The following is a 21,081-nucleotide window of genomic DNA, read 5'->3' as shown; positions in this document are numbered from 1 at the left end:
ACGACGCACGCGCAAGCGCCGGGACCGCCGCGGACCGGCCCCGACGCCGGCCCCGACGCAGGGCCGGCCGTCGCGTCCGCGGCCGAGGTCGCGCCGGCTTACCGCCGCACCTCACGTCCCGCCGCGAGGCCTTTCGTCCTGCCGGCCGTCCTATCGCCAGGCCTTCTTGAGGCGCATCACGTAGCCGACGACCTCGGCGACCGCCTTGTAGTGCTCGGGCGGGATCTCCTGGTCGATCTCGACGGTGGCGTAGAGGGTGCGGGCGAGCGGCGGGTTCTCGATCACGGGCACCGAATGCTCGGTCGCGACCTCGCGGATCTTGAGGGCGATCCGGTCGACGCCCTTGGCGAGACAGACCGGGGCGTTCATGCCGCGCTCGTATTTGAGGGCGATGGCGTAGTGGGTCGGGTTGGTGATCACCACGGTGGCGCCCGGCACCGCCGCCATCATGCGCTTGCGCATGCGGCTCACCCGGATCTGGCGGATCTTGGCCTTGATCTTGGGGTCGCCCTCGGTCTCCTTGAACTCGTCCTTGATCTCCTTCAGCGTCATCTTCTGGCGCTGATACCACTCCTGGTACTGGAACAGGTAGTCGGCGCCGGCGATGACGGCCAGGATCGCCACCACGGCGCCGAGCAGCTTCAGGACCAGGGTCAGGGACAGCGGCAGGATGGCGGCCGGATCGGTCGAGACCAGCGCCTCGAGCCGGTCGCGCTCCGGCCACAGCAGCATCGCCAGCACGGTGCCGATCAGGGCGACCTTGAGCAGCCCCTTGACGAAGTTGACGATCGCCTGCTTGGAGAACAGCCGCTTGAAACCGGCGAGCGGCGACACCTTGGAGAGCTTGGGGGTCAGGCCCTCGGTCGACCACACCAGCCGGTGCTGGAGGGCGGTGCCGGCGAGCGCCGCCACGGCGAGCATCAGGAACGGCAGCCCGACCGCGGCCAGCACCTCCAGCGTCAGCGTCTGGGTGAGACGGACCAGCATGCGGCCGTCGGTCGGGATCTCCCACGACTTGGCGATCAGCCCCTTCATGGTCGCCGTGAGGGCGCTGCTGGTCGGCCCGGCGAACATCGTCAGAGCCAGTGTGCCGCCGCCGATCACGAACCAGGTCGACACCTCCTGGCTCTTGACCACGTCGCCGCGCTTGAGTGCCTCGTCGAGGCGTCGTTGTGTCGGGTCTTCTGTCTTGTCCGACTGGTCCTGGTCCTCGGCCATGGCGGGGTCGGTCCCTCAGCCACGGGGCGCGATGTCGTGCATCACGCCTTCGAAGAAGCCCAGGAAGGTCGCCATCATGGCGCCGATGACGAACACGAGGATTAGGAGGCCGGCGAAGATCGACAGCGGCATCGCGACGAAGAACACCTGCATCTGCGGCATCAGCCGCGACAGCACGCCGAGCCCGACGTTGAACAGGATGCCGAACACCAGGAACGGCGCGGCGATCTGCACCCCGATCGAGAAGGCGCCGGCGACCAGCCGGGTCGCCAGCGCCGCCATGTCGCCGGTCGCCGGCACCTCGCCGGGGCGGAACAGCAGGTAGCTGTCGCCGAGCGCCGCGATGGCGAGGTGATGCATGTCGGTGGCGAAGATCAGCACGATGCCGAGCAGGGTGAGGAAGTTTGAGACGATCACGCCCTGCTGGCCCTGGGTCGGGTCGATGGTCGAGACGAATCCGAAGCCGAGCTGCTGGGCGACGATCGAGCCGGTGACCTGCAGGGCCGAGATGCACAGCCGCGCCGTCATGCCGAGCAGGAAGCCGACCAGGAGCTCCGACATCAGCATGCCGAACACCGGGCCGAAGCTCTTCAGGTCGACCTGATAGGCATTGCGGTAGAGCGGCATCACCACCGCGGCGAGCACCAGCGCCACGGTCAGCCGCAGGCGGACCGGCACGCTGCGCTCGCCGAAGCCCGGCAGCAGCATGATCATGGTGCCGGTGCGGGCGAACATCAGCATGAAGGCGACGGCGAGGGAGGGCAGGAACGAGAGGTCGATGCGCATTCCCGCCCCTCCCCGGTGGCCGGCGTCATCCGCCGGTGATCCGCGCCGCGAGCCGGATCATGTGGCCGTTGAGCTGATCCGCCATGAACGGCAGCGCCAGAATCATCGCGGTGAATATGGCGAGGATCTTCGGGACGAAGATCAGAGTCGACTCCTGAATCTGCGTGAGCGCCTGGAACAGCGAGACGACCACGCCGACGACGAGACCGACCAGCATCAGCGGGCTCGCCACCAGGACGAGCGTGACGATCGAATCGCGCGCGACGTCTACGACTTCCGGCCCGGTCATTCCAAGTCCCCTGCCCGGCGCCGTCGCGCCGCCCCGCTCGCCCGCTCCGCCGCCGGACCGGTCAGATCGTCATCCGCATGATCTCTTCGTAGGCCTGGATGACCTTGTCGCGCACCGAGACGAGGCTGGCGATGGCGGTCTCGGTCTCGGCGACCGCCGTCACCACGTCGACGATGTTGGCCTTGCCGGACGCGAGCGCCTGGCCCTGCACGTCGGACTTGTGGCCGGCCGCGGCGATGTCCTGGGCGACGTCGCGCAGCATCGCACCGAAGCTGCCGGTCTTGCCCTCGGCCGCGTCCCCGATGGTCTTGCTGAGCCCCGTGCCGGGCGTGCCGAGGCGCGCCGTGGTGGCGTAGGCATTGGCGGCGATGCCCGGAATGGCCATGTCTCTTCCCCTCTGGTTCAGGCGCGCAGGATGTCGAGCGTGCGCTGGATCATTCGGCGGGTCGCGCCGATCACGTTGACGTTGGCCTCGTAGGAGCGCTGGGCCTCGCGCATGTCCGTCATCTCGACCAGCGCGTTGACGTTCGGGTAGCGGACATTGCCGCTGGCGTCGGCCATCGGATGGCCGGGCTGGTACTTGGTCCGGAACTCGGTCTGGTCGGGGCGCACCGGCCCGAGGGCGACGACGCGCGCGTCGAGGCTGCGGTCGAGCTCCGACCGGAAGGTCGGGATGCGGCGCCGGTAGGGGTCGGCTCCGGGACGCGACGCCGTCGAATCGGCGTTGGCGATGTTCTCGGAGAGCACCCGCATGCGGCCCGCCTGGGCCCGCAGGCCGGAGGCGGCGATGGAGAGCGATTTCACGAAGTCCATGGGTTCACCTCACTCTCGCGTCACTTGCCGATCGCCGTCTTCAGGAGCGCGAGGCTGCGCGAATAGAGCTGCGTGGCCGCCTGGTAGTCCATCTGGTTGCTCGCCACCTTCAGCATCTCGTCCTCGATCTGGACGGCGTTGCCGCCGGGCCGCACGGCGAAGCGCTCGGGCTTGTCGCGGAAGCGCTCGCCGCCGGAGAGGCCCGCCAGGTGGGCCGCATCGGTGGTGGCGAGAGCCACCGGCCGGGGCTCCGGCCGCTCGAAGGACAGCGGCGCGAGGTCGCGCGGCTTGAACTTGGGCGTGTCGGCGTTTGACACGTTCTCGGCGAGCAGCCGCTGGCGTTCCTGGTGCCACTGCATCCGGGTGCGGAGCATCGAGAAGATCGGGATGTCGGAGATCGCCATGGTGGGTCGCCTGCCGTCGCGGCGACATGGTGTGCGCCGCTAGGCAAACATTGCCGGGCGTATGGTTAACGGTCCGTTAACCGCCGCGGCGCCATCCGGTCGCCACGGTTTTGCCGCTTCGGAAAAGCCCTGATATCGCGTATGCGGTGGGCTCCCCTGCGCTTTCGTGTTAAGAAGCCGTGAACGCGCGGAGCGGCAGGTTTTGCCGCACGCGTTAACGGTCCCGCGAATCACCTCGGGCACGCGCGGCAGGAGCGGAGAAAGGGTTAACAGTGATGGGCGACATGCCGCTTCCCGCAAAGTTCTTCATCGCCTTCGTCATCGTGCTGGCGCTGATCGGCGGGGTCGCGTGGCTGGTGCGGCGGTTCGGCTCGGGCGGGCTCGGCTCGGCCTCGGCCCGCGGCCGCCAGGCCCGACTCGGCGTGATCGAGGCGACCGCCGTGGACAGCCGGCGCCGGCTGGTGCTGGTGCGGCGCGACAATGTCGAGCATCTGATCATGCTGGGCGGCCCCACCGACGTGGTGGTCGAGGCCAACATCGTCCGCGGCCAGCCGGCCGCGCCGATGCGCGACGTCCCAACGCCCCGGATGGAACAGCCCGGCCGCCCGGCGGCCGAGAACGGCCTGTGGGCGCCGGCCGCCCCGCTGGCGCCGGAGCCGGCGTTCCGGGCCGGCCGCGGCGGCGAGCGCGCCATGATCCAGCCGATCGCCGAGGATCTGCCGCTGCAGCCGCAGGCCGAGCCGGCGCCGCGGCCGCAGACCGTCGATCGGCTCGCCGGGCTGGCGGCCGAGCTCGGCCGCAGCGCGCCACCGCCGATCGTCGATCCCCGCATGGCCGAGCCGCGCATGTCGGAGCCCCGCATGCCCGAGATGCGGCCTCCCGAGCCCCGCATGCCGGACATGCGGGCCCAGGAGCCCTGGATGCCGGAGCCGCGCATGCCGGAGCCCCGCGCCGCCGAGCCCCGGATGCCCGAGCCCCGGATGCCCGAGCCGCGAACGCCGGAGCACCGGCCCGCCGAGCACCGGCCGGCCGACGCCCGCCGGCCGGTCGGCGAGCTTCGCCGCCCGCTCGAGCCGCGGCGTGCACCGCCGGCCCCGCCTGCCGCTCCGCCGGCCGCCCCGGCGGGCGAGAACGATCACGGCGGCGACCGCCAGCTCGCCGCCATGGCGGAGCAGCTGGAAGCCGCGCTGCGGCGCTCCGGCGGCAGCGAGCGCCCCTCCGAGCCGGCGGCCGAGGCCGTTCCGAGCCCGCCTCCCGCGGCGCCCCCCGCCGCTCGTCCGCGTCCGTCGCTGCGGTCGCCGCTCGAGCCGCGCAGCTCGCTGCTCCGCGGCACCTCGCCGGCCCGTCCGCCGATGAGCGAGCCGCCCCCGCCGCCCGCTCCGCAGGCCGAGACCGCCGCCGAGCCGGTGCCCCCGCCGGCCGGCGAAGAGCCGGCCCAGGCGCATGCCGCGCCTCCCGCCCCCCAACCGCAAGACAGCAAGCCTTCCGGCAAGACCGCCTACGAGAGCCTCGAAGAGGAAATGGCGAATCTGCTCGGCCGCGCGCCCGGCAAGCCGTGACATCGGTCGGGGGCGGCCGCCGCGTTCGTCTCGCGACGATGGCGGCCGGAGTGGGGACGGCCACCACGAGGCTGCGCGCCTGTGCGCCGCCGGCCGGCATGCTGCTGACGGGTACGCTGCTGGCCGGTACGCTGCTGGGGGCTGTGCTGCTGGGGGGCATGATGCTGGCCGGCCCGGCGGCCGCCCAGGACATCAGCCTCAATCTCGGCCAGGGCGCCGGGCTGACCGAGCGGGTGATCCAGCTCATCGCACTGATCACGGTGCTGTCGCTGGCGCCGTCGATCCTGGTGATGGTGACGTCCTTCACCCGGATCGTCGTCGTCCTGTCGCTGCTGCGCACCGCGCTCGGCACCGCGACGGCACCGCCCAACACCGTGATCATCTCGCTCGCCCTGTTCCTCACCGCCTTCGTGATGGGGCCGGCCTTCGAGCGGGCCTACGACATCGGCATCCGGCCGCTGGTCAACAACGAGATCACGGTCGAGCAGGCCTTCGAGCGGTCGAGCGAGCCGTTCCGGGCCTTCATGCTCAAGAACGTGCGGGACAAGGACCTCAAGCTGTTCCTCGACATGGCGCGGGAGGCGCGGCCGGCAGCTCCGGAGGATCTGTCGCTGCGCATCCTGGTGCCGGCCTTCATGATCTCCGAGCTCAAACGCGCCTTCGAGATCGGCTTCCTGCTGTTCCTGCCGTTCCTGATCATCGACCTCGTGGTCGCCTCGGTGCTGATGTCGATGGGCATGATGATGCTGCCGCCCGCGACCATCTCGCTGCCGTTCAAGCTGATCTTCTTCGTGCTGGTGGACGGCTGGAACCTGGTCGCCGGTAGCCTGGTGCAGAGCTACGGCAGCTAGGGAGTCGCGGGGCGACCCGTCTCCCGGCCGGGTGCCTGGCAACGGCCTGAGACGCCTCGTCCGGCCGCCCGGGGCCAGGGTCGCGGCGCGGTGCACCGCGACCGGGACACGAGGCCCGTACGGGCGTGCCGCCTCCTTTACCGCCGCACCACCGTGACCTTGCGGGAGCGGATCGAGGCGGTCGGGTCGGGGTCGGCGAGCGGCGCCCGGCTCTGCGTCCCGGGCGCGGCGGCGGGGCCGTCCGGCGGCGGCGGCGCCACGTCCTGGCCGCCGAAGGAGCCGGTCTCCGGATAACGGACCCGCAACTCGCGCAGGAAGCTGTCGAGCGTGTCGGTCGCCGCCACCATGCGGGAGACCGCGGCGAACTCCGGCGCGTTGGCGGCGCGCGGCGCGGTCGCCACCTCGAAGGCGCGGCGATCCGGACCGTCGGCCATCTTGGCCACGTACTTGTCGCGGAAGCGGCCGAGCCCGAGCGTGTCGTCGGCGATCGCGTAGCCGATCGCGGCGCGCAGGAGGTCGGCCCGCTCCGGCTCGCTGAGCGGCTGCCAGTCGCGCCAGCGCTCGCCGTACATCATCTCGATCTGCTCGGCGGCGGCCTGCCAGCGCTTGGCCGACCACAGGATGTCGCCGCGCAGCCGCACCGCCTCGCGCCCGTCGAGATTGCCGATCACCTCGAGCGCGAGGTCGGGCCGGCCGATGTCGGAGAGGGCCCGCCCCTCGATCAGCAGGCGCTGGTTGCGCAGCTCGGTGGCGAGATTCGTGGTCTGGGTGGCGCGCAGGGTGGCGAGCGCCCGGTCCGGCTTGCGGTTCATCAGATAGACGATGGCGAGCTTGGTCGCGACCTGGGCCCGCGCCGCGCCCTGCAGGCGGTGATCCACCTGGTGCTGCAGCAGCTCGGCCGCCTGGTCGAGCAGGTCGACCGAGACCAGGCGGTCGGCGAGCCGACGGATCATCTCGTCGCCGCGGCGTCCGATCGGGGTGAGCTCGCGGAAGTCGTAGAACAGGCCGAGCGCGTCGACGGCCGGCATCGCGTCGCCCTTGCCGGCCAGGAACAGCGTGTCGAAGGTCGCCGCCGCCTCCTCCTGGATGCGCCGGGTGAGCTCCGAGTTCGGATGTGCCATCAGCGCGGTGCGCATCACGTGGAAGGCGTCGCGATAGCGTGATTCCTGGGTGTAGAGCCGGGCCAGGAGCTGCAGCGCCTCGATCTCGGTCTCGTCGCCGCGCCAGATCGTGGTCAGCTCCTCGAGGTCGGCGATCACCTCGGCGCGCTTCAGGTCGCCGAGGTGATAGCGCAGCACGGTCTCGCGCAGCCGCGCCTGGGCGGCGTTCGGCCCGCTGCCCCCGGCCGAGACGGCGAGCCGGTAGTCGGCGAGCGCGTCGCCGCTGCGGCCCATGCCCTCGGCCACCTGGCCGGCCAGCACGGCGATGGCGGGCTCCATGTCCTTGTCGACGCCGAGCGTCTCGAAGGCGTGCAGCAGGTTCTGGGCGACGGCGTAGTTCTTCACCTCGAGAGCGGCCCGCACCGCCTCCTTGAGGATCAGCCGCTGCAGCTGGATCGGCAGCGTCGACACGGCGGATTCGACGGTCCTCAGCTTCTCGTTCGCCTCGGCCCAGTTGCCCTGCCTGGCGACCGCGAAGCCGCGCCAGATCTGGGCGTCCGGATGGCCCGCGACGATCGGATGCGAGAGGTCCTTGAGGGCCTCCGGAATGCGGCCCAGCATGATGTTGGCGAGCGCGTGCATCAGGAGGCCGGCCGGATCGTCGGCGCCGGGACGCTCCTCGGCGAGCGCCACCTCGATGACGCCCTTGGCCTCGGCGTACATCTCGCGGGCCAGATAGAACCGGGCGAGGTCCATGCGAGCACCCGTGCGGCGCGTCTCCAGCGCCTCGGCGGCGGCGGCCATCAGGGCGCGATGGCGGGTCTCGAAATCGGCCTCGCGGTCGAACCCCCACAGCTGCGGATCGAACACGGCCGGCCGGAACAGGCCGGCACGGCGCCCGACCATGTCGCTCGCCGACACGGCGAGGCCGCCGGGACGCCCGACCACGATCCGGTCGGCGCCCAGCTCGACCGTCAGGTCGTCGGCGATCGGCTGCAGCACGACACCGTGCGCCGACGGCAGCACGCCGAACTCGACATAGTCCTGCGGCTGCATGAAGCCGCGCGGCGGGCCGAGGCCGGTGACGACGACCAGCGTGTCGCCGGCTTCCGGGTCGGGGATGCGGTGGACGACGCGCGGATCGTCGAAAGGCACCGCCGCCGTGATGCGGCTCTGGCTCGCCGGGTTGCGCACCAGCGCCAGCGGCCGCGGCGCCTCCATCACCTGGTCGCCGATGACGATCGTCACGGTCGAGCCGTCGATCCGCGCCGTGGCGAGCCGCGGCCGCTCGAGCTTGAGGCGGAGCGCCTGGCCGTCGCGCAGCGGAATCAGCGTCGCGCTCTGCACGGTGCCGCTGCGGTCGCGGCCGAGCGCCGCGACGTCGATCTTGGCGCGCGTGTCGAAGACCGCCCACAGCGCATCGGCGCGGTTGAACACCGCGAGCGGGGTGGCGATCGAGAACGGGAAGCTGAGGATCAGGTTGTCGGCCTGGCGGCCGACCTGCATCTGCACGGCGCCGGTCGGATCGGCCGAGGCGGCGGGCGCCACGATGACGGGCGCGGCGGGCTCCGCGCCGCCGTCCTGCAGGTCGGCGGCACGCGGCTCGGGCCGGGCGGGAGCGGTCGCCTCGCGCAGCGGCGCGGGAGCGGGCCCCGGTGCGACTGCGGCGGGAGCGGGAGCCGGCGCGGCGGACGGGGCCGGGAGAACGGCCGCCAGGGCCGGCCGGGCCGGCACGTCGGAGAGATCGGCGGGCGGGATCGCCGCGGCAGGGGCCGTGGCGGCCGGGGCCGGAGCAGCCCGTGCGGGCGCCGCCGGTGGCGGCACCGGAGCTGCCGCGGCTGCCGGCGCGATCGGGCGCGCCGTAGGCTGCGGCGTACCGGGCAGCGGCGGCGTGAGGGCGGCGGGCGACAGGGGCGGACGCGGCGATTCGACCGTGACCGCGGGTGCGGGCGCAGGGGCCGGCGCGGGCGACGGTGCGGGGGCCGGCGCGCGGGCGGCCGGAGCCGCCGCCGGGCCCGGAGCCGGGGCCGTCTGGGCCGGAGCCGTCTGGGCGGGCGTCGTCTGTGGCGCCTCGAGGCCGAGGCCGCTGCCGCGACGGCGGTCGCGGCTCTCGGCCAGGATGGCGGCGAGCTCGGCGGCACGGCCGGCCGGGTCGGTCTCGCTGCGCCGCCGCGCCGCCTCGACCACGCCGACATCGACCACGAAGCTCTCGTCCTCGCGGAAGGTGCGGACGTCGACATTGCCGATGAAACCGAACCGCACCGTCGTCGACTGGTCCTGGATCTCGGCATCGACGCCGCCCACCATCGGCGGCATGGATCCCTTGGCGTCGGCGAGATCGAACTTGAGCGGTGCGTCGAAGGTGAGGACGAGGGCGTCCTTCTCACGCGAGGTGGCGACCGGGATCAGGTCGGGCAGATCGAACACGTAGCGCGAGAAGGTCGGCTGATGCGAGACGCGCACCCGGGTGAGCGGCATCTGCTTCTGACGGACCAGCTGCTGCTGCTTCTTGATCTTGCGCTCGGCCTCGCGGGCGCGGCGCGCGAGTTCCTCCACCACCTCCTGCGGCAGCCCGGGCGGCTGTCCCTTCCAGGTCTCGGGCAGGAGATCGACATAGAGCCGCTCGCCGGCCGTCAGCGTGTTGAGCTTGACGGGACGCGCCAGCGCGATGCGCACGCCGCGGCCATCGGGATCGCGACGCGCCGCACCGATCCAGCCGCTCGCCATGCTGGGCAGGCGATCGACCGAGACGGCGACGGGCTTGCGGAAGCCGAGAATGACGATGCCGTTCGCCATCCGCACTTCGCTTTCCACGTCGTCGGCGAAGTGGAAGACGAGGCGGGCATAGCCTTCGGCCGTGGAGACCGAGAGCTCCGCCCGCACGGGCTGCTGCTGCTGGGCGGCGGCGGCGCCGAGCAGCGCCGCCATCACGGCGGCGGCGGCGACGAGGCTGGCGAGCCGCGCACCGATGCGGCCGAGGCCGGCGGCGCCGTCCTCCCGGTCGACGAAACGGAACGCGGTGCGCAACGCAACTGAGAACAACGGCATGACGGGTCCCGCGCGAACGCGCTACGACTGCACTCGGGATGACACCACCCTAGCCCGCCCCCGTTTAACGGGCGCTTAACGCTATGCATTTGATTTCGAAAGGCACTCGCCCTGGCACGGCGGGCAGGCACGACCTTTGCGCGAACCGGCGCGACTCGTGCGGAACGGGAAAGGCGGCGGACGGTTGTTCCGACGACAACCCGGAGGAACATCATGATCACCGAGAATTTTGGAATCATCCTCGCCCTGCTGCTGATCGTCATCCCCAGCATCGGCGCCATGGCGATGGGCAGCATGGGATCGTCGGGCACCTCGTTCCGGCCCGCGCTGGCGACCGGCCGCGACGACAGCGACGAGGGCGAGGAGATGCGCGGGCACCCGGTCCGCAACGTCGGCCGCAACCCGGACCGCCGCTGAGCCGAAGCGGCCGCAGCGCCGCCTCGCAGGTGAGAATGCCGGCGACGCCGACGGCTCAGCGTCGCCAGGGCAGCGCCGCCGCGTCCTCGACGAACACCCAGGCCCCCTGCCCCAGCGCATCCGGGAACGGCGCGATCACGGCGCCGTCCCGCACCGTGAACGGCAGGCCGGCACTGTCGAGCCGAGCCCTCAGCGCATCGAGCGACGCCACCACCAGGGCGTACGCGCCGATGAACGGCAGCCCGGGCGGCACCAGGCCGATCAGGTCACGGAACGTGTCCGGCGTGGCGAGCTGGACGCGGCCGCGATCGAGGCCGATCACCGGACCCGCCGCGGTGTCGGTCACCGGCCGGTCGAGGAACCGCGAAAACCGCGCCGCCGCCTCGGCGGTGTCGCCGACTGCCACCACGGCGTCGAGCAGCGCCGTGACGCCGTTCGGCTGCGTCAGCCAGCGCGGCTGCCACACGGTGTGCTCGGTGCGATGGGTGAGCATCTGGATGCGGCCCTCCGGCATGACGCCCGGCGACAGCCGGGCGACCGTGAAGGCGGCGACGTCGGGCCCCTCGGCGGTCTCGACCGGCCGCTGCATGGCGACGAGCGGCTGCATCGGCATGCCGCTCGCCGCGAGCCGCGCGTGGTGCCGCGCCGCGTCGGCCACCGCGAAGGCGATCAGATGCACGCCGCGATAGCGGGCGAGCGCGGCATCGAGCTGGCGGCCGAGCGGCGTGTCGGCGGTCTTGAACAGCACCTCGACGTAGCCGCGTGAGAACATCGCCGTGACGTTGCCGGTTCCGGCCGGTGCCATGCTGCCGTCGGGCCCGGGATTGACCTGCACGGACGGCGGCGTCGGCGCGAACCCGGCCCGCGCGAGCGCCTCGCCGGCATCGCCGCGATCCGCCGCGAAGTGCCCGATATGGTCCAGAAAAATCTGCTCCCCGGCGGGAAGCTGACGCACGCTTTCTTCCATGAAGGCCCGAGCTCCCGGTCACCCTGTCGCTATTTCGCCGCCTCGCGCCCCGGTTGGTGCCGCGCCGCGACGCCCCGCCTTATATACGAGGCACTGCCGCCGTCGACTCCCCCGGGCGGCCCGCCGGTGCACCGGCGGCCCTCGTCATCTCCTCGTGATCGGCATGGAACTTGCTCTGGAAATCGGCCCGCAACCGGTCGAGAATGGACGACGTTTGACCCCCGCTCCCCTCATGGATGCCATGACTCCACCGGCCGCGCACGTCGCGCACCCCGATCAGCGACAGGCGCTGGCCTTCCGCCACGTCTCGAAGCAGTTCCCGCGCGGCGACGGCGGCGCGCTGGAGGTTCTGCGCGACGTCAGCTTCGACGTCCCGGCCGGCTCCGTCGTCTCGATCCTCGGACCGTCGGGCTCCGGCAAGTCGACGCTGCTCAACATGGCGGCGGGCCTGCTCGCGCCGGACCAGGGCCGCGTGCTGGTGCTCGGCCACGAGACGACCGGCACGGTCGACTGGTCGCGCCTCGGCTACATGTTCCAGGACGACCGGCTGCTGCCCTGGCGCACCGCGATCGACAATGTCGGGCTGGCGCTCGAAACCGGGTCGATCGGCAGGCGCGAGAAGCGCGAGCGCTCGCAGGCGCAGCTGTCGCTGGTCGGGCTCGGCGATTTCGCCAGCGCCTATCCGCACCAGCTCTCGGGCGGCATGCGCAGCCGCGTGGCGCTCGCCCGCAGCCTCGTCACCGAGCCGGACATTCTGCTCATGGACGAGCCGTTCTCGCGGCTCGATGCCCAAACGCGCACCACTATGCATACAGAGTTGCTGCGCATCCACCGCGAGCGCGGCATGTCGATCGTGTTCGTCACCCACGACGTGGAGGAGGCCGTGATCCTGGCCGACCACATCGTGATGTTCTCGCCGCGGCCCGGCCGCGTGCACACCGAGCTCGCCGTCGAGCTGCCGCACCCCCGCCTCGGCACCCCGGACGCCCTGAGCCTCGTCGCGGAGCTGCGTGCCGCGATCGCGGGCATGTCGGCCGACTGGGTGATCTGATCCGTCCCGCCCCCGTCCCCCGCCCCATTGGAGACACCATGTCCGTGCGAAAGCTCGCCGCCCTCCTGGCCGCCGCGGCCGTCACCCTCACCCCCGTCTCCGCCTCGGCCCAGGAGAAGATCAAGATCGGCTACTGGAGCAGCGGCTTCAGCGTCGGCTTCGGCGCCGTGCTCGAGGTCGGCAAGTTCCTGGAGGCCCAGGGCCTGGCCCCCGAATACATCAAGTTCAGCGACGTCAACGGCCCGACCAAGGCGCTGCTGACCCATTCGATCGACGCCGCGTTCGGGGCGCCGGCCACCGGCGCCTTCACGCTCGGCGGCGAGGGCGCACCGATCGAGCTGGTGCTGGTGAACCAGATCGCCGAGGCGACCTTCGTCACCAAGGACGGCTCGCCCATCAAGTCGCTCGAGGAGCTCAAGGGCAAGAAGGTCGGCATGTCGCCGGCCGGCAGCGCCATGTACGCCATCTCGACCTCGGTGCTGGAGAAGAACCACGGCCTCAAGCGCAGCGACTACACGGCGGTGGCGGGTAACGAGGGACGTCTCCTGCAGTTCCTCTCCCAGGGCGACATCGACGCGGCCGCGCTGCGCGCCGTGACCATCGCCTCGGTCCCCGACATGAAGCTGAAGCGGCTCGGCAGCGTCGTCGAGGAATGGAAGACGATGACCAAGGGCTCGGCTCCGCCGATTCTCGGCGTCGCCCTCGTCCACAAGGACTTCGCCCGCCAGAGCCCGCAGGCGGTGACCAAGTTCGTCACGGCGCTGATCGCGGCGACCCGGTTCGGCAGCGCCGAGACCGCGAAGGCCTCCGAGATCCTCAGCAAGAGCGCCAATCTCGACGCCCGTGACGCCACCTCCTACGCCCGCCTGTGGGATCAGTTCTACGTCGCCTCGCTCGGTCCCGACGACATCGCCAACCTGAAGGCCGAGGCGGAGGTGTTCCGCGCCTCCGGCACGCTGGAGAAGCCGGTGCCGGATTCGCTGTTCGTGCCGACCTACTACGAGCAGGCCAAGAAGTGAGAGCTCCGGCCGAGACGACGATCAGGACTCCCGGGCGCGCCACGCTGGCCGCCCGGCGGTCCGCCCTGCTCCTCCTGCTGATCGTGGCGTGGTGGGCGGCGTCGCTCGCCCTGCCGCCCTACGTGCTGCCGAGCCCGGCCCGCGTCGCCCAGCGGCTGGCGCAGCTCGCCGAGAGCGGCGACCTCTTCACCAACCTGTTCACCACGCTGTGGCGCGTGCTCGCCGGCTTCGCCGTCGCCGTGGTGATCGGGGTGCCGGGCGGCATCCTGCTCGGCTCGAACCGGGCGCTCGGCAGCTTCTTCGAGCCGGTTCTGCCGGTGATGAACACGGTGTCGTCGGCGATCTGGGCGATCTTCGCCATCCTGTGGTTCGGCCTGTCGCCGCTGACGCCCATCTTCGTGGTGCTGATGACGGCACTGCCGCTGATCATCACCAACGTGTGGCAGGGCACCCAGGCGGTCAACGCCGACTATGTCGAGCTGGCGCACACGCTGCGCTTCTCGCGCTTCAAGACCCTGCTGAAGATCTACGTGCCGTCGATCCTGCCGTATTTCTTCTCCGGCGCCCGGCTCGCCTTCGGGTTCGGCTGGCGCGTCAGCCTGGTCGCCGAGACGCTGGGCGCCTCGAGCGGCGTCGGCTATCGTCTGCGCCAGGCCTCCGACCTGATCCAGACCGACCAGGTGTTCGCCTGGACGATCGCCCAGATCGCCATGATGGTGGTGATCGAGATCGGGCTCCTGGCGCCGCTGGAGCGGCACCTGTTCCGCTGGCGGCGCGACGTGCGGACCTGACCGGCGCACGCGACCTTCCACCGCCGGCCCGGACCGGGCCGGCGGCAGAGTTCTTGCAGGGCGACGGGCGGCTCGGGCCGCCCGGACAAGACCCCCGGCCGGAAACACCCGGGAACGACGTGCGGCCCGTCCGACACGGGTCGAGGTGGTGCAGCGCGGCGGCCCCCGGCCGTGCCGCGACGGGAGACGACGATGCGACGACGTGACGTGCTGACGCTCGCCCTTGGCTCTCTGGCCGGAGCCGCCCTCGCGACAGGTCCCGGCTTCGCCCAGGGCCAATGGCCGGACCGGCCGATCCGCCTGGTGGTGCCGCGCAGCGCCGGCGGCGTCCTCGACATCGTGGCGCGCCACTGGGCCGAATGGGTGAAGGAGCCGCTCGGCTCCATCGTGGTCGACAACATCGGCGGCGGCGGCGGCATCATCGGCACCGCGACCGTCGCCCGCAGCCCGGCCGACGGCTACACGCTGCTGCTCGGGTCGACCAGCGACCTCGTGCTGCACCCGGTGCTGTCGCCCAAGGCGGCCAACTACACGGCGTCGGACTTCGCCCCGGTCGCCACCATGGCGATCTCGGTGGCGTCGATCATCGTGCATCCCTCGGTGCCGGCCAAGGACCTGAAGGAGCTCGCCGCCTACGCCAAGGCCAATCCGGGCAAGCTGTCCTACGGCTCGGCGGGCGCCGGCACCATGGCCAATCTCGCCGGCGAGCTGTTCAAGTCGCTGGCCGGCGCGCCCGACATCGTGCACGTGCCCTACAAGGGGGCGGCCGGCGGCTACACGGATCTGATCTCCGGCCAGCTGCCGATGTTCGCCGCCAACATCACCGACCAGATGATCTCGCTCCACCGCGCCGGCAAGGTGCGCATCCTGGCGGTGGCGACCGAGAAGCGGCTCGACATCGCCCCCGAGCTGCCGACCACGGCGGAGGCCGGCTATCCCGAGCTGATCGCCAAGCTGGCGCTCGGCGTGTTCGCCCCGGCCGGCACCCCGGACCCGGTCCTCGACAAGCTCGCCGAGGTGACACGCAAGAGCCTGGACGATGCGGACTTCCGCGCCAAGCTGGTGAAGGCCGGATTCGAGCCGGTGCTCGGCGTCGGCCGCCGCGAGACGGCGGAGTTCATCGGCGCCGAGGAGAAGCGCTGGACCCCGGTGGTGATGTCGTCCGGGCTGAAGACGCAGTAGCCAGACGCCGCTCTTGAGCGTGCCCCGTAACGGGGGTCGTCATGCCCGCGCGCGTCGCGGGCATCCACGTCTTTGGTCCCGGCCGCAGGAACGATCGTGGATGGCCGGGACGAGCCCGGCCATGACGCGATCGGTCATCCGCCCTTGCGGTCCTGCGCCAGCCGCGCCTCGGCGTCGCGGTGCAGCGCGCCGCGGTCGATCTTGTTGGTCGAGGCGAGCGGCAGCCGGTCGATGAACCAGACGAAGCGCGGGTGCTGGTAGGCCGGCGCGTGGGCGAGCGCGAAGCGCTTGATGTCCTCCGGGTCCGGCGTGCTGCCGGCGCGCGGGATCACGAAGGCGACCGGCTTCTGGCCCTTGATCTCGTCGTCGACCGGCACCACGGCGGCCTGTGCCACGTCGGGGTGGCGCTCCAGCATGCGCTCGACGTCGCCCGGGAAGATGTTCTCGCCGCCCGAGACGAACATGTCGTCGGTGCGCCCGACGAAGGTGTAGAAGCCGTTTTCGTCGCGGCGAAACACGTCGCCGGTCTTGTAGAAGCCGTCGGCCGTGATCGGCGGCGGCAGATCCGGACGGTTGTGATAGCCGTTCATGATCGCCGGCGACTTCATCTCCAGCGCACCCTCGACCGCGTCGCGGTCGTCGCCGTCGACGAGGCGCACCGCGACCTGCGGGTGCGGATGGCCGACCGACGTGTCCGGCTGCTTCAGCCCCTGCGGATGCGGACCGAACACCACCGGGCCGCCTTCCGTGGTGCCGTAGGCGTTGGTGATCACGGCGTGCGGCAGCAGCGCCTTGATGCCCGCCATCAGGCTTGCGCTGACCGGCGCCGAGCCCATGCGCACCAATTCGACGCTGGAGAGATCGGTGCGGGCGAGCAGCTCGCGCTCGCGCAGCATCATCGCCATCATGGGCGGCACCGCGGTGAGCCACGTCGCCTTGTAGCGGTCGATCGCCTCGACATAGGCGGCGGCCGTGAACTGCGGCAGCAGGATCACGGTGGCGTGCGCCGCGCAGGCGAGCTTGGCCAGCGCCAGCGCGTTCATGTGGTAGAGCGGCGCCGCGATCAGGAAGCGATGCGCCGCCATGCCGGGAGCGCCGGCGAGCCTCGTCTTCACCACCCACAGATGGCTCTGGTGCGACAGCACGACACCCTTCGGCGTGCCGGTCGAGCCCGAGGTGTAGAGGAACATGGCCGGCTCGCGGTCCGCCGGCACGACGGCGTCGAACGGCCCCGGATCGAGGAAGTCGTCGAAGCTCTCGGCCCCGTGCGCGCCGAAGCAGACGACCGGCAGATCCGCCGGGCAGTCGTCGCGCCGCGCCGGATCGCAGAACACCAGGCGGGCGCCGCAGTCCTTCAGGATGAAGTCGATGGTGCCGCGCGGGAACTTGAAGTTGACCGGCACCGCGACCAGCCCGGCCCGCATGATCCCGAAATAGGCGGCGAGATACTCGGACCGGTTCGCGGCGAGGATGGCCACCCGATCGCCGCGTGAAAACCCGCGCGCCGACAAGGCGCGGGCGACGCCGTTCGCCGCGGCGTCGAGCGCCGCGTAGGTGACCTCGCGCGGCACCTCCTCGCCGCCGAGATCGATCACGGCGAGCTTTTGGGAGTCCTGACGACGGTCGATCAGGTCACCGAGGTTCTTGGGATCGTATGTTTGCGAAATCATGATGCCGGCCACTCGCCCCTCCGCCGTCATGGCCGGGCTCGTCCCGGCCATCCACGCCTGTTCGGGACGCCCTCCTCGAAGAACTGCGCGGGCGTCACCGCCACACGATGGGATCACGACGGGATCGGTCACCACCTGCCCCGGAGCTCGATCCGTCATCCTGAAGTGCGAGGGTCCGGCGGCGCTTTGCGACGCCGGCGCGAGCCTCGAAGGATGCGGCCCCGGCGTCTCGGCAGCTCCCGGGCCGTCGCCCTTCGAGGCCCGGCCTGCGGCCGGGCACCTCAGGGTGACGGAGATTCACCGATGTCACTTCTTCGGCGCCACCGCGCCCGTGAAGTAGGTGGCGCGGCCGCTCGCCAGGAGCTTGCCCTGGAGATCGAACACCTGCGCCTCGGCGGTCGAGAACTGGCTGCCCGGCTTGACCACGCGGCCCTTGACGATCAGGTCGCCCGGCATCGCGGCGGAGTGGTAGTCCACCCGCATGTCGATGGTCGGCACGCCGCGGCCGGTGCGCCTGACCAGCGCCCAGTCGGCGGCGAGGTCGAGCAGCGTCGCCAGGATGCCGCCGTGCGTGTAGGGCCGCTCCGGATGCACCTTCCACTCCTCGCGCCAGGTGGCGCGGATCTCGATCGTGTCCTCGCCGAGCGCCGTCACCTTGAGGCCGAGCCACTGGTGGTACGGCCCCTGGGTGATCATCGCGTCGACTTGGTCTGCGGTGAGGTCTTGGCTCATGGATGTCCTGTCGGTGAGGCCTCCGCGCCGCCCTGCCGGGACGCTGCCCCCCTCCCCACCCTTCCCCCACAAGGGGGACGGAGCAGGCGGAGATCGGGGCAGACGCTTGGACCATCGGGCGCAGGACCTTTCGTCGAATTCATCTGCTCGACATTCGAGCGGTTACGGCTCCTGCGGTCCCTCCCCCCTTGTGGGGGAGGGACCGGGAGGGGGGTCGGGCGCCGGGACGATCGTGGCAAACCTCCCGGAGTTCCGAAGCGATCACGGCGTGACGACGACCTTGCCGATCACCTCGCGGTCCTGGATCAGGCGCAGGCCCTCGCGGGCCTGGTCGAGCGGCAGGACCGTGTCGATCACGGGCGCGAGCTTCTTCGCCGCGATCAGCTCCATCAGGGCCGCCAGGTTGTCGTCGTAGAAGCTGTTCGAGCCGAGGATCTGCAGCTCGAAGCTCCAGATGTAGCGGAGATCCTCCTTGGGATCGTGGCCGGCGGTGGCGCCGCAGACCAGGATCTTGCCGCCGCGCTTGACGCATTTGAGCGACGGCGCCCAGGTGTCGCCGCCGGTGAAGTTGATCACCACGTCGACGCCGCCCTCGTAGGTGCGGCGCTGCGGCTTGCCGTAGCGCTCGACCGCCCACTTGGAGAAGTCGGTCTTGGTGTAGTCGATCACGTGGTCGGCGCCCATCTCGGAGAGGCGCTTGAGCTTGCTCTCGCTCGACGCGCAGGCGATCACCTCGGCGCCCAGCATCTTGGCCAGGATGACGCAGCCGGTGCCGACGCCGCCGGAGGCGCCGAGCACGACCACCTTGTCGCCGGCCTTGACGGTGTCGTGGGTGATCAGCATGCGGTGCGCGGTGCCGTAGGCGACCGGCAGCGCCGCCGCCTGCTCGAAGGTCACGTCGGCCGGCATGGCGATGAGCTGGTCGGCCGCGACGAGGCAGTACTCCGCCATGCCGCCGTCGAGCATCTCGCCCATCAGGCCCTTCTTCCTGTTGAGCGGATTGACCAGCACGCGGTCGCCCGGCTTCCAGCCGGTCACGCCGGCGCCGACCTCGGCGATCTCGCCCGCCATGTCGAGGCCGATCACCACCGGCAGCGGCACCTTGATGCCCGGCATGCCGCGAACCGTGAAGACGTCGTGGTAATTGAACGAGGAGGCGCGCACGCGGATGACGACGTGCCCCTCCGTGACGGTCGGCCGCGGATGGTCGGTCACGTAGTCCAGATCGTCGAGAGTGCCGTGCCGCCGCAGCACCAGAGCTCGCATCGTCGCGCTCAAAGCCTTCGTCTCCTCTTCGTCCAAAATCCCGTTCGCCGGGTCTCGCTCGCCCGGACACGGGCCGTCGTACGGGGCCTTCCGGGCCTCTTGATTAACCCAGGCAGCCTGATATGCAAAGTGGTGTCGCACGCAGGGCGGGCGGCACGGATCTGGCTTCGGAGGGTGCGCCGTCGCCCGATCGTTCGTTGTACGATCGCGGCCCGCGATCGTCGACACCAGGTGGCGTCCGCCCCCCGAAAAAATCCCGGAGTCCGGTATGCAAGAGACGTTCCGACAGTTCCTCGACCGGCTGCGCGAGGCCGGCGAGCTCGTCGACCTTCGCCAGCCCGTGGACATCCGCCACATCGCCACCCTGGTCGACCAGTCGGACAAGGCGCTGTTCTTCCACGACGTGATCGGATACCGCACACCCGTCGTCTCGGGCATCATCCGCACGCAGAAGCGGGCCATGATGTCGATGCACGCCGGAAGCTACGGCGAGATCGAGGAGAGGCTCCGCCGCGCCACCGCCGCGCCGATCCCGCCGGTGCGGGTCGACACCTCGCCCACCCGCGAGGTGGTGATGCGGGGCGACGAGGTCGACCTGTTCAAGCTGCCCATTCCGATGTCGTCGATCTACGACGGCGGCCCGATGATCACGGCCGGCGTGGTGATCGCCAGGGACCCGGAGCTCGGCTTCAACAGCGGCATCTACCGGTTCATCGTCAAAGAGAAGAACCTCACCGGCATCGACATCGTCACCCCGAACAACATGCGGCTGTTCGCGGACCGTGCATACAAAGCGGGCCGCCCCTGCCCGATTTCGATCAGCATCGGCACCCACCCCTACGAGATCACCGGCTCCGGCTTCCGCGCCCCGCTCGGCGTCGACGAGATGGGGATCGCCGGCGGCCTGCGCGGCGCGCCGGTCGCGCTCGCGCCCTGCGAGACCATCGACGTGCCCTACATCGCCGACGCCGAGATCGTGCTCGAGGCCGAGATCCTGCCGACCGGATGGACCTGGCCGGAGGGCCGCTTCGGCGAGTTCACCCGGCTGATGGGCGGGCTGCACTGGAATCCGCTGGTGCGCATCAAGGCCGTCGCGATGCGCCGCGACGCCGTCTACTACTCGCTGCACATGCCGTGGGAGAACACCTGGCTCGCCGCGCCGACCCGCTACGCGGCGCTGCGCCAGGCGCTCAAGACCGCCGGCGTCACGGTCAAGGACATCAACGTCACGCTCGGCGGCTGCGCCTTCTGGCACGCCGTGATCTCCATCAGGAAGCAGGCCGGCGAGGGCAAGAACGCGCTGCTCGCGGCGCTCTCGGTGATGGACCTCAAGCACGTGGTCGTGGTCGACGACGACATCGACGTGTTCGATCCCGCCGAGGTCGAGTGGGCGATCGCCACCCGCGTGCAGGCCGACCGCGACGTGATGATCATCTCGAACGCGCGGGCCAAGCCGCTCGATCCGAGCCTGCTGCCGATGCCGCCCGGCGTGGTGCCCACCGGCGCCAAGATGGGCATCGACGCCACCATCCCGGAATACGCCCAGCGCGAGGCCTACGAGCGCATCACCTACGCCTATGCCGACACGGCGAAGATCGACGACTACGTCGCCGGCAAGACCGACCCGGAAGGCGAGACGGGCGGCGACAACGAGGTGGCGCGGCTCGCCGACGCCATCCTGGAGAAGATCGCGGCCGAGCCGATGTACTACACCGACATCGCCGAGGCGTTCGCGGGCTACAACTTCCAGACCGTCGCCCGCGCGCTGGGACACCTGCACACGACCGAACGGCTGTGGCAGGACCGGACCGGCCGCATGTGCGTGCGCGGCTCCGCCTTCGCGGCCAAGCCGCCGGCAGGCCGGTAGAAGCCGCCGGCAGGCCGTCAGGAGCCGCCGGCAGGTGTTGGAAGGGCCGAG

19 protein-coding genes are annotated in these 21,081 nt (G+C 71.1%); 8 read left to right on the top strand and 11 right to left on the bottom strand.

Annotated elements, in window-relative coordinates; genetic code table 11:
- Nucleotides 1-150: 150 nt before the first annotated feature.
- The 6 genes from flhB to flgB all read right to left on the bottom strand — a co-directional run bounded on the left by flhB (nucleotide 151) and on the right by flgB (nucleotide 3,510).
- A complete protein-coding gene (gene flhB, locus J2S22_RS01120) occupies nucleotides 151-1,218 on the bottom strand; it encodes a flagellar biosynthesis protein FlhB (protein ID WP_272776354.1) in 1,068 nt (355 codons plus the stop codon).
- 15 nt (nucleotides 1,219-1,233) lie between these two features.
- Nucleotides 1,234-2,004 (bottom strand): flagellar biosynthetic protein FliR, encoded by a 771-nt coding sequence (gene fliR / locus J2S22_RS01115; RefSeq protein WP_272776355.1) that lies wholly within the window; start codon nucleotides 2,002-2,004, stop codon nucleotides 1,234-1,236.
- Nucleotides 2,005-2,029: 25 nt separating this feature from the next.
- Nucleotides 2,030-2,293, bottom strand: a complete 264-nt coding sequence (gene fliQ / locus J2S22_RS01110) for a flagellar biosynthesis protein FliQ (protein WP_272776356.1) — start codon at nucleotides 2,291-2,293, stop codon at nucleotides 2,030-2,032.
- A gap of 61 nt (nucleotides 2,294-2,354) precedes the next feature.
- On the bottom strand, nucleotides 2,355-2,678 hold the full coding sequence (fliE, locus tag J2S22_RS01105) for a flagellar hook-basal body complex protein FliE (RefSeq protein ID WP_272776357.1): 324 nt from the start codon (nucleotides 2,676-2,678) through the stop codon (nucleotides 2,355-2,357).
- Nucleotides 2,679-2,695: 17 nt separating this feature from the next.
- On the bottom strand, nucleotides 2,696-3,106 hold the full coding sequence (gene flgC / locus J2S22_RS01100) for a flagellar basal body rod protein FlgC (protein WP_272776358.1): 411 nt from the start codon (nucleotides 3,104-3,106) through the stop codon (nucleotides 2,696-2,698).
- A gap of 20 nt (nucleotides 3,107-3,126) precedes the next feature.
- Complete coding sequence (gene flgB / locus J2S22_RS01095) at nucleotides 3,127-3,510, bottom strand: flagellar basal body rod protein FlgB (RefSeq protein WP_272776359.1); 384 nt, start codon at nucleotides 3,508-3,510, stop codon at nucleotides 3,127-3,129.
- 284 nt (nucleotides 3,511-3,794) lie between these two features.
- Between flgB and J2S22_RS01090 the strand changes: the two genes are divergently transcribed.
- Nucleotides 3,795-5,069, top strand: coding sequence for a flagellar biosynthetic protein FliO (locus J2S22_RS01090; RefSeq protein WP_272776360.1), 1,275 nt, complete (start codon nucleotides 3,795-3,797; stop codon nucleotides 5,067-5,069).
- Between the two features lie 158 nt (nucleotides 5,070-5,227).
- A complete protein-coding gene (gene fliP, locus J2S22_RS01085; RefSeq protein ID WP_272776443.1) occupies nucleotides 5,228-5,920 on the top strand; it encodes a flagellar type III secretion system pore protein FliP in 693 nt (230 codons plus the stop codon).
- A gap of 137 nt (nucleotides 5,921-6,057) precedes the next feature.
- Here the strand turns inward: fliP and J2S22_RS01080 are convergent, their stop codons facing one another.
- Nucleotides 6,058-10,068 (bottom strand): tetratricopeptide repeat protein, encoded by a 4,011-nt coding sequence (locus tag J2S22_RS01080; RefSeq protein WP_272776361.1) that lies wholly within the window; start codon nucleotides 10,066-10,068, stop codon nucleotides 6,058-6,060.
- 213 nt (nucleotides 10,069-10,281) lie between these two features.
- On the opposite strand from J2S22_RS01080, the gene J2S22_RS01075 reads away from it, so the two are divergent.
- Nucleotides 10,282-10,485, top strand: a complete 204-nt coding sequence (locus J2S22_RS01075; RefSeq protein ID WP_272776362.1) for a hypothetical protein — start codon at nucleotides 10,282-10,284, stop codon at nucleotides 10,483-10,485.
- Nucleotides 10,486-10,540: 55 nt separating this feature from the next.
- Here J2S22_RS01075 and J2S22_RS01070 read toward each other — a convergent pair whose 3' ends face one another.
- Nucleotides 10,541-11,440 (bottom strand): VOC family protein, encoded by a 900-nt coding sequence (locus J2S22_RS01070; RefSeq protein WP_272776363.1) that lies wholly within the window; start codon nucleotides 11,438-11,440, stop codon nucleotides 10,541-10,543.
- Nucleotides 11,441-11,693: 253 nt separating this feature from the next.
- On the opposite strand from J2S22_RS01070, the gene J2S22_RS01065 reads away from it, so the two are divergent.
- From J2S22_RS01065 to J2S22_RS01050, 4 genes are all read left to right on the top strand, one after another.
- Nucleotides 11,694-12,503: an ABC transporter ATP-binding protein gene (locus J2S22_RS01065; protein WP_272776364.1), complete on the top strand. Its 810-nt coding sequence runs from the start codon at nucleotides 11,694-11,696 to the stop codon at nucleotides 12,501-12,503.
- A gap of 38 nt (nucleotides 12,504-12,541) precedes the next feature.
- Entirely contained in the window at nucleotides 12,542-13,522 is a 981-nt protein-coding gene (locus J2S22_RS01060) for an ABC transporter substrate-binding protein (protein WP_272776365.1), read from the top strand.
- Nucleotides 13,519-14,313 (top strand): ABC transporter permease, encoded by a 795-nt coding sequence (locus J2S22_RS01055; RefSeq protein WP_272776366.1) that lies wholly within the window; start codon nucleotides 13,519-13,521, stop codon nucleotides 14,311-14,313. The genes J2S22_RS01060 and J2S22_RS01055 overlap by 4 nt, the downstream gene beginning before the upstream one ends.
- A gap of 192 nt (nucleotides 14,314-14,505) precedes the next feature.
- Nucleotides 14,506-15,495, top strand: a complete 990-nt coding sequence (locus tag J2S22_RS01050) for a Bug family tripartite tricarboxylate transporter substrate binding protein (protein WP_272776367.1) — start codon at nucleotides 14,506-14,508, stop codon at nucleotides 15,493-15,495.
- Nucleotides 15,496-15,629: 134 nt separating this feature from the next.
- On the opposite strand, the gene J2S22_RS01045 is transcribed toward J2S22_RS01050, so the two are convergent.
- The 3 genes from J2S22_RS01045 to J2S22_RS01035 all read right to left on the bottom strand — a co-directional run bounded on the left by J2S22_RS01045 (nucleotide 15,630) and on the right by J2S22_RS01035 (nucleotide 19,163).
- Nucleotides 15,630-17,165: a class I adenylate-forming enzyme family protein gene (locus tag J2S22_RS01045; protein ID WP_272776368.1), complete on the bottom strand. Its 1,536-nt coding sequence runs from the start codon at nucleotides 17,163-17,165 to the stop codon at nucleotides 15,630-15,632.
- Nucleotides 17,166-17,471: 306 nt separating this feature from the next.
- Nucleotides 17,472-17,897: a PaaI family thioesterase gene (locus tag J2S22_RS01040; protein WP_272776369.1), complete on the bottom strand. Its 426-nt coding sequence runs from the start codon at nucleotides 17,895-17,897 to the stop codon at nucleotides 17,472-17,474.
- 261 nt (nucleotides 17,898-18,158) lie between these two features.
- Nucleotides 18,159-19,163 (bottom strand): zinc-binding dehydrogenase, encoded by a 1,005-nt coding sequence (locus J2S22_RS01035; RefSeq protein ID WP_272776370.1) that lies wholly within the window; start codon nucleotides 19,161-19,163, stop codon nucleotides 18,159-18,161.
- Nucleotides 19,164-19,431: 268 nt separating this feature from the next.
- Here J2S22_RS01035 and J2S22_RS01030 point away from each other — a divergent pair, with 268 nt between their 5' ends.
- Nucleotides 19,432-21,030, top strand: coding sequence for a UbiD family decarboxylase (locus J2S22_RS01030; RefSeq protein ID WP_272776371.1), 1,599 nt, complete (start codon nucleotides 19,432-19,434; stop codon nucleotides 21,028-21,030).
- Nucleotides 21,031-21,081: the final 51 nt, after the last annotated feature.

The sequence above is a fragment of the Rhodoplanes tepidamans genome (genome assembly GCF_030813915.1).
GTDB classification, from domain to species: Bacteria; Pseudomonadota; Alphaproteobacteria; order Rhizobiales; family Xanthobacteraceae; genus Rhodoplanes; species Rhodoplanes tepidamans.
This window is presented reverse-complemented; position numbering and strand designations above follow the sequence as displayed.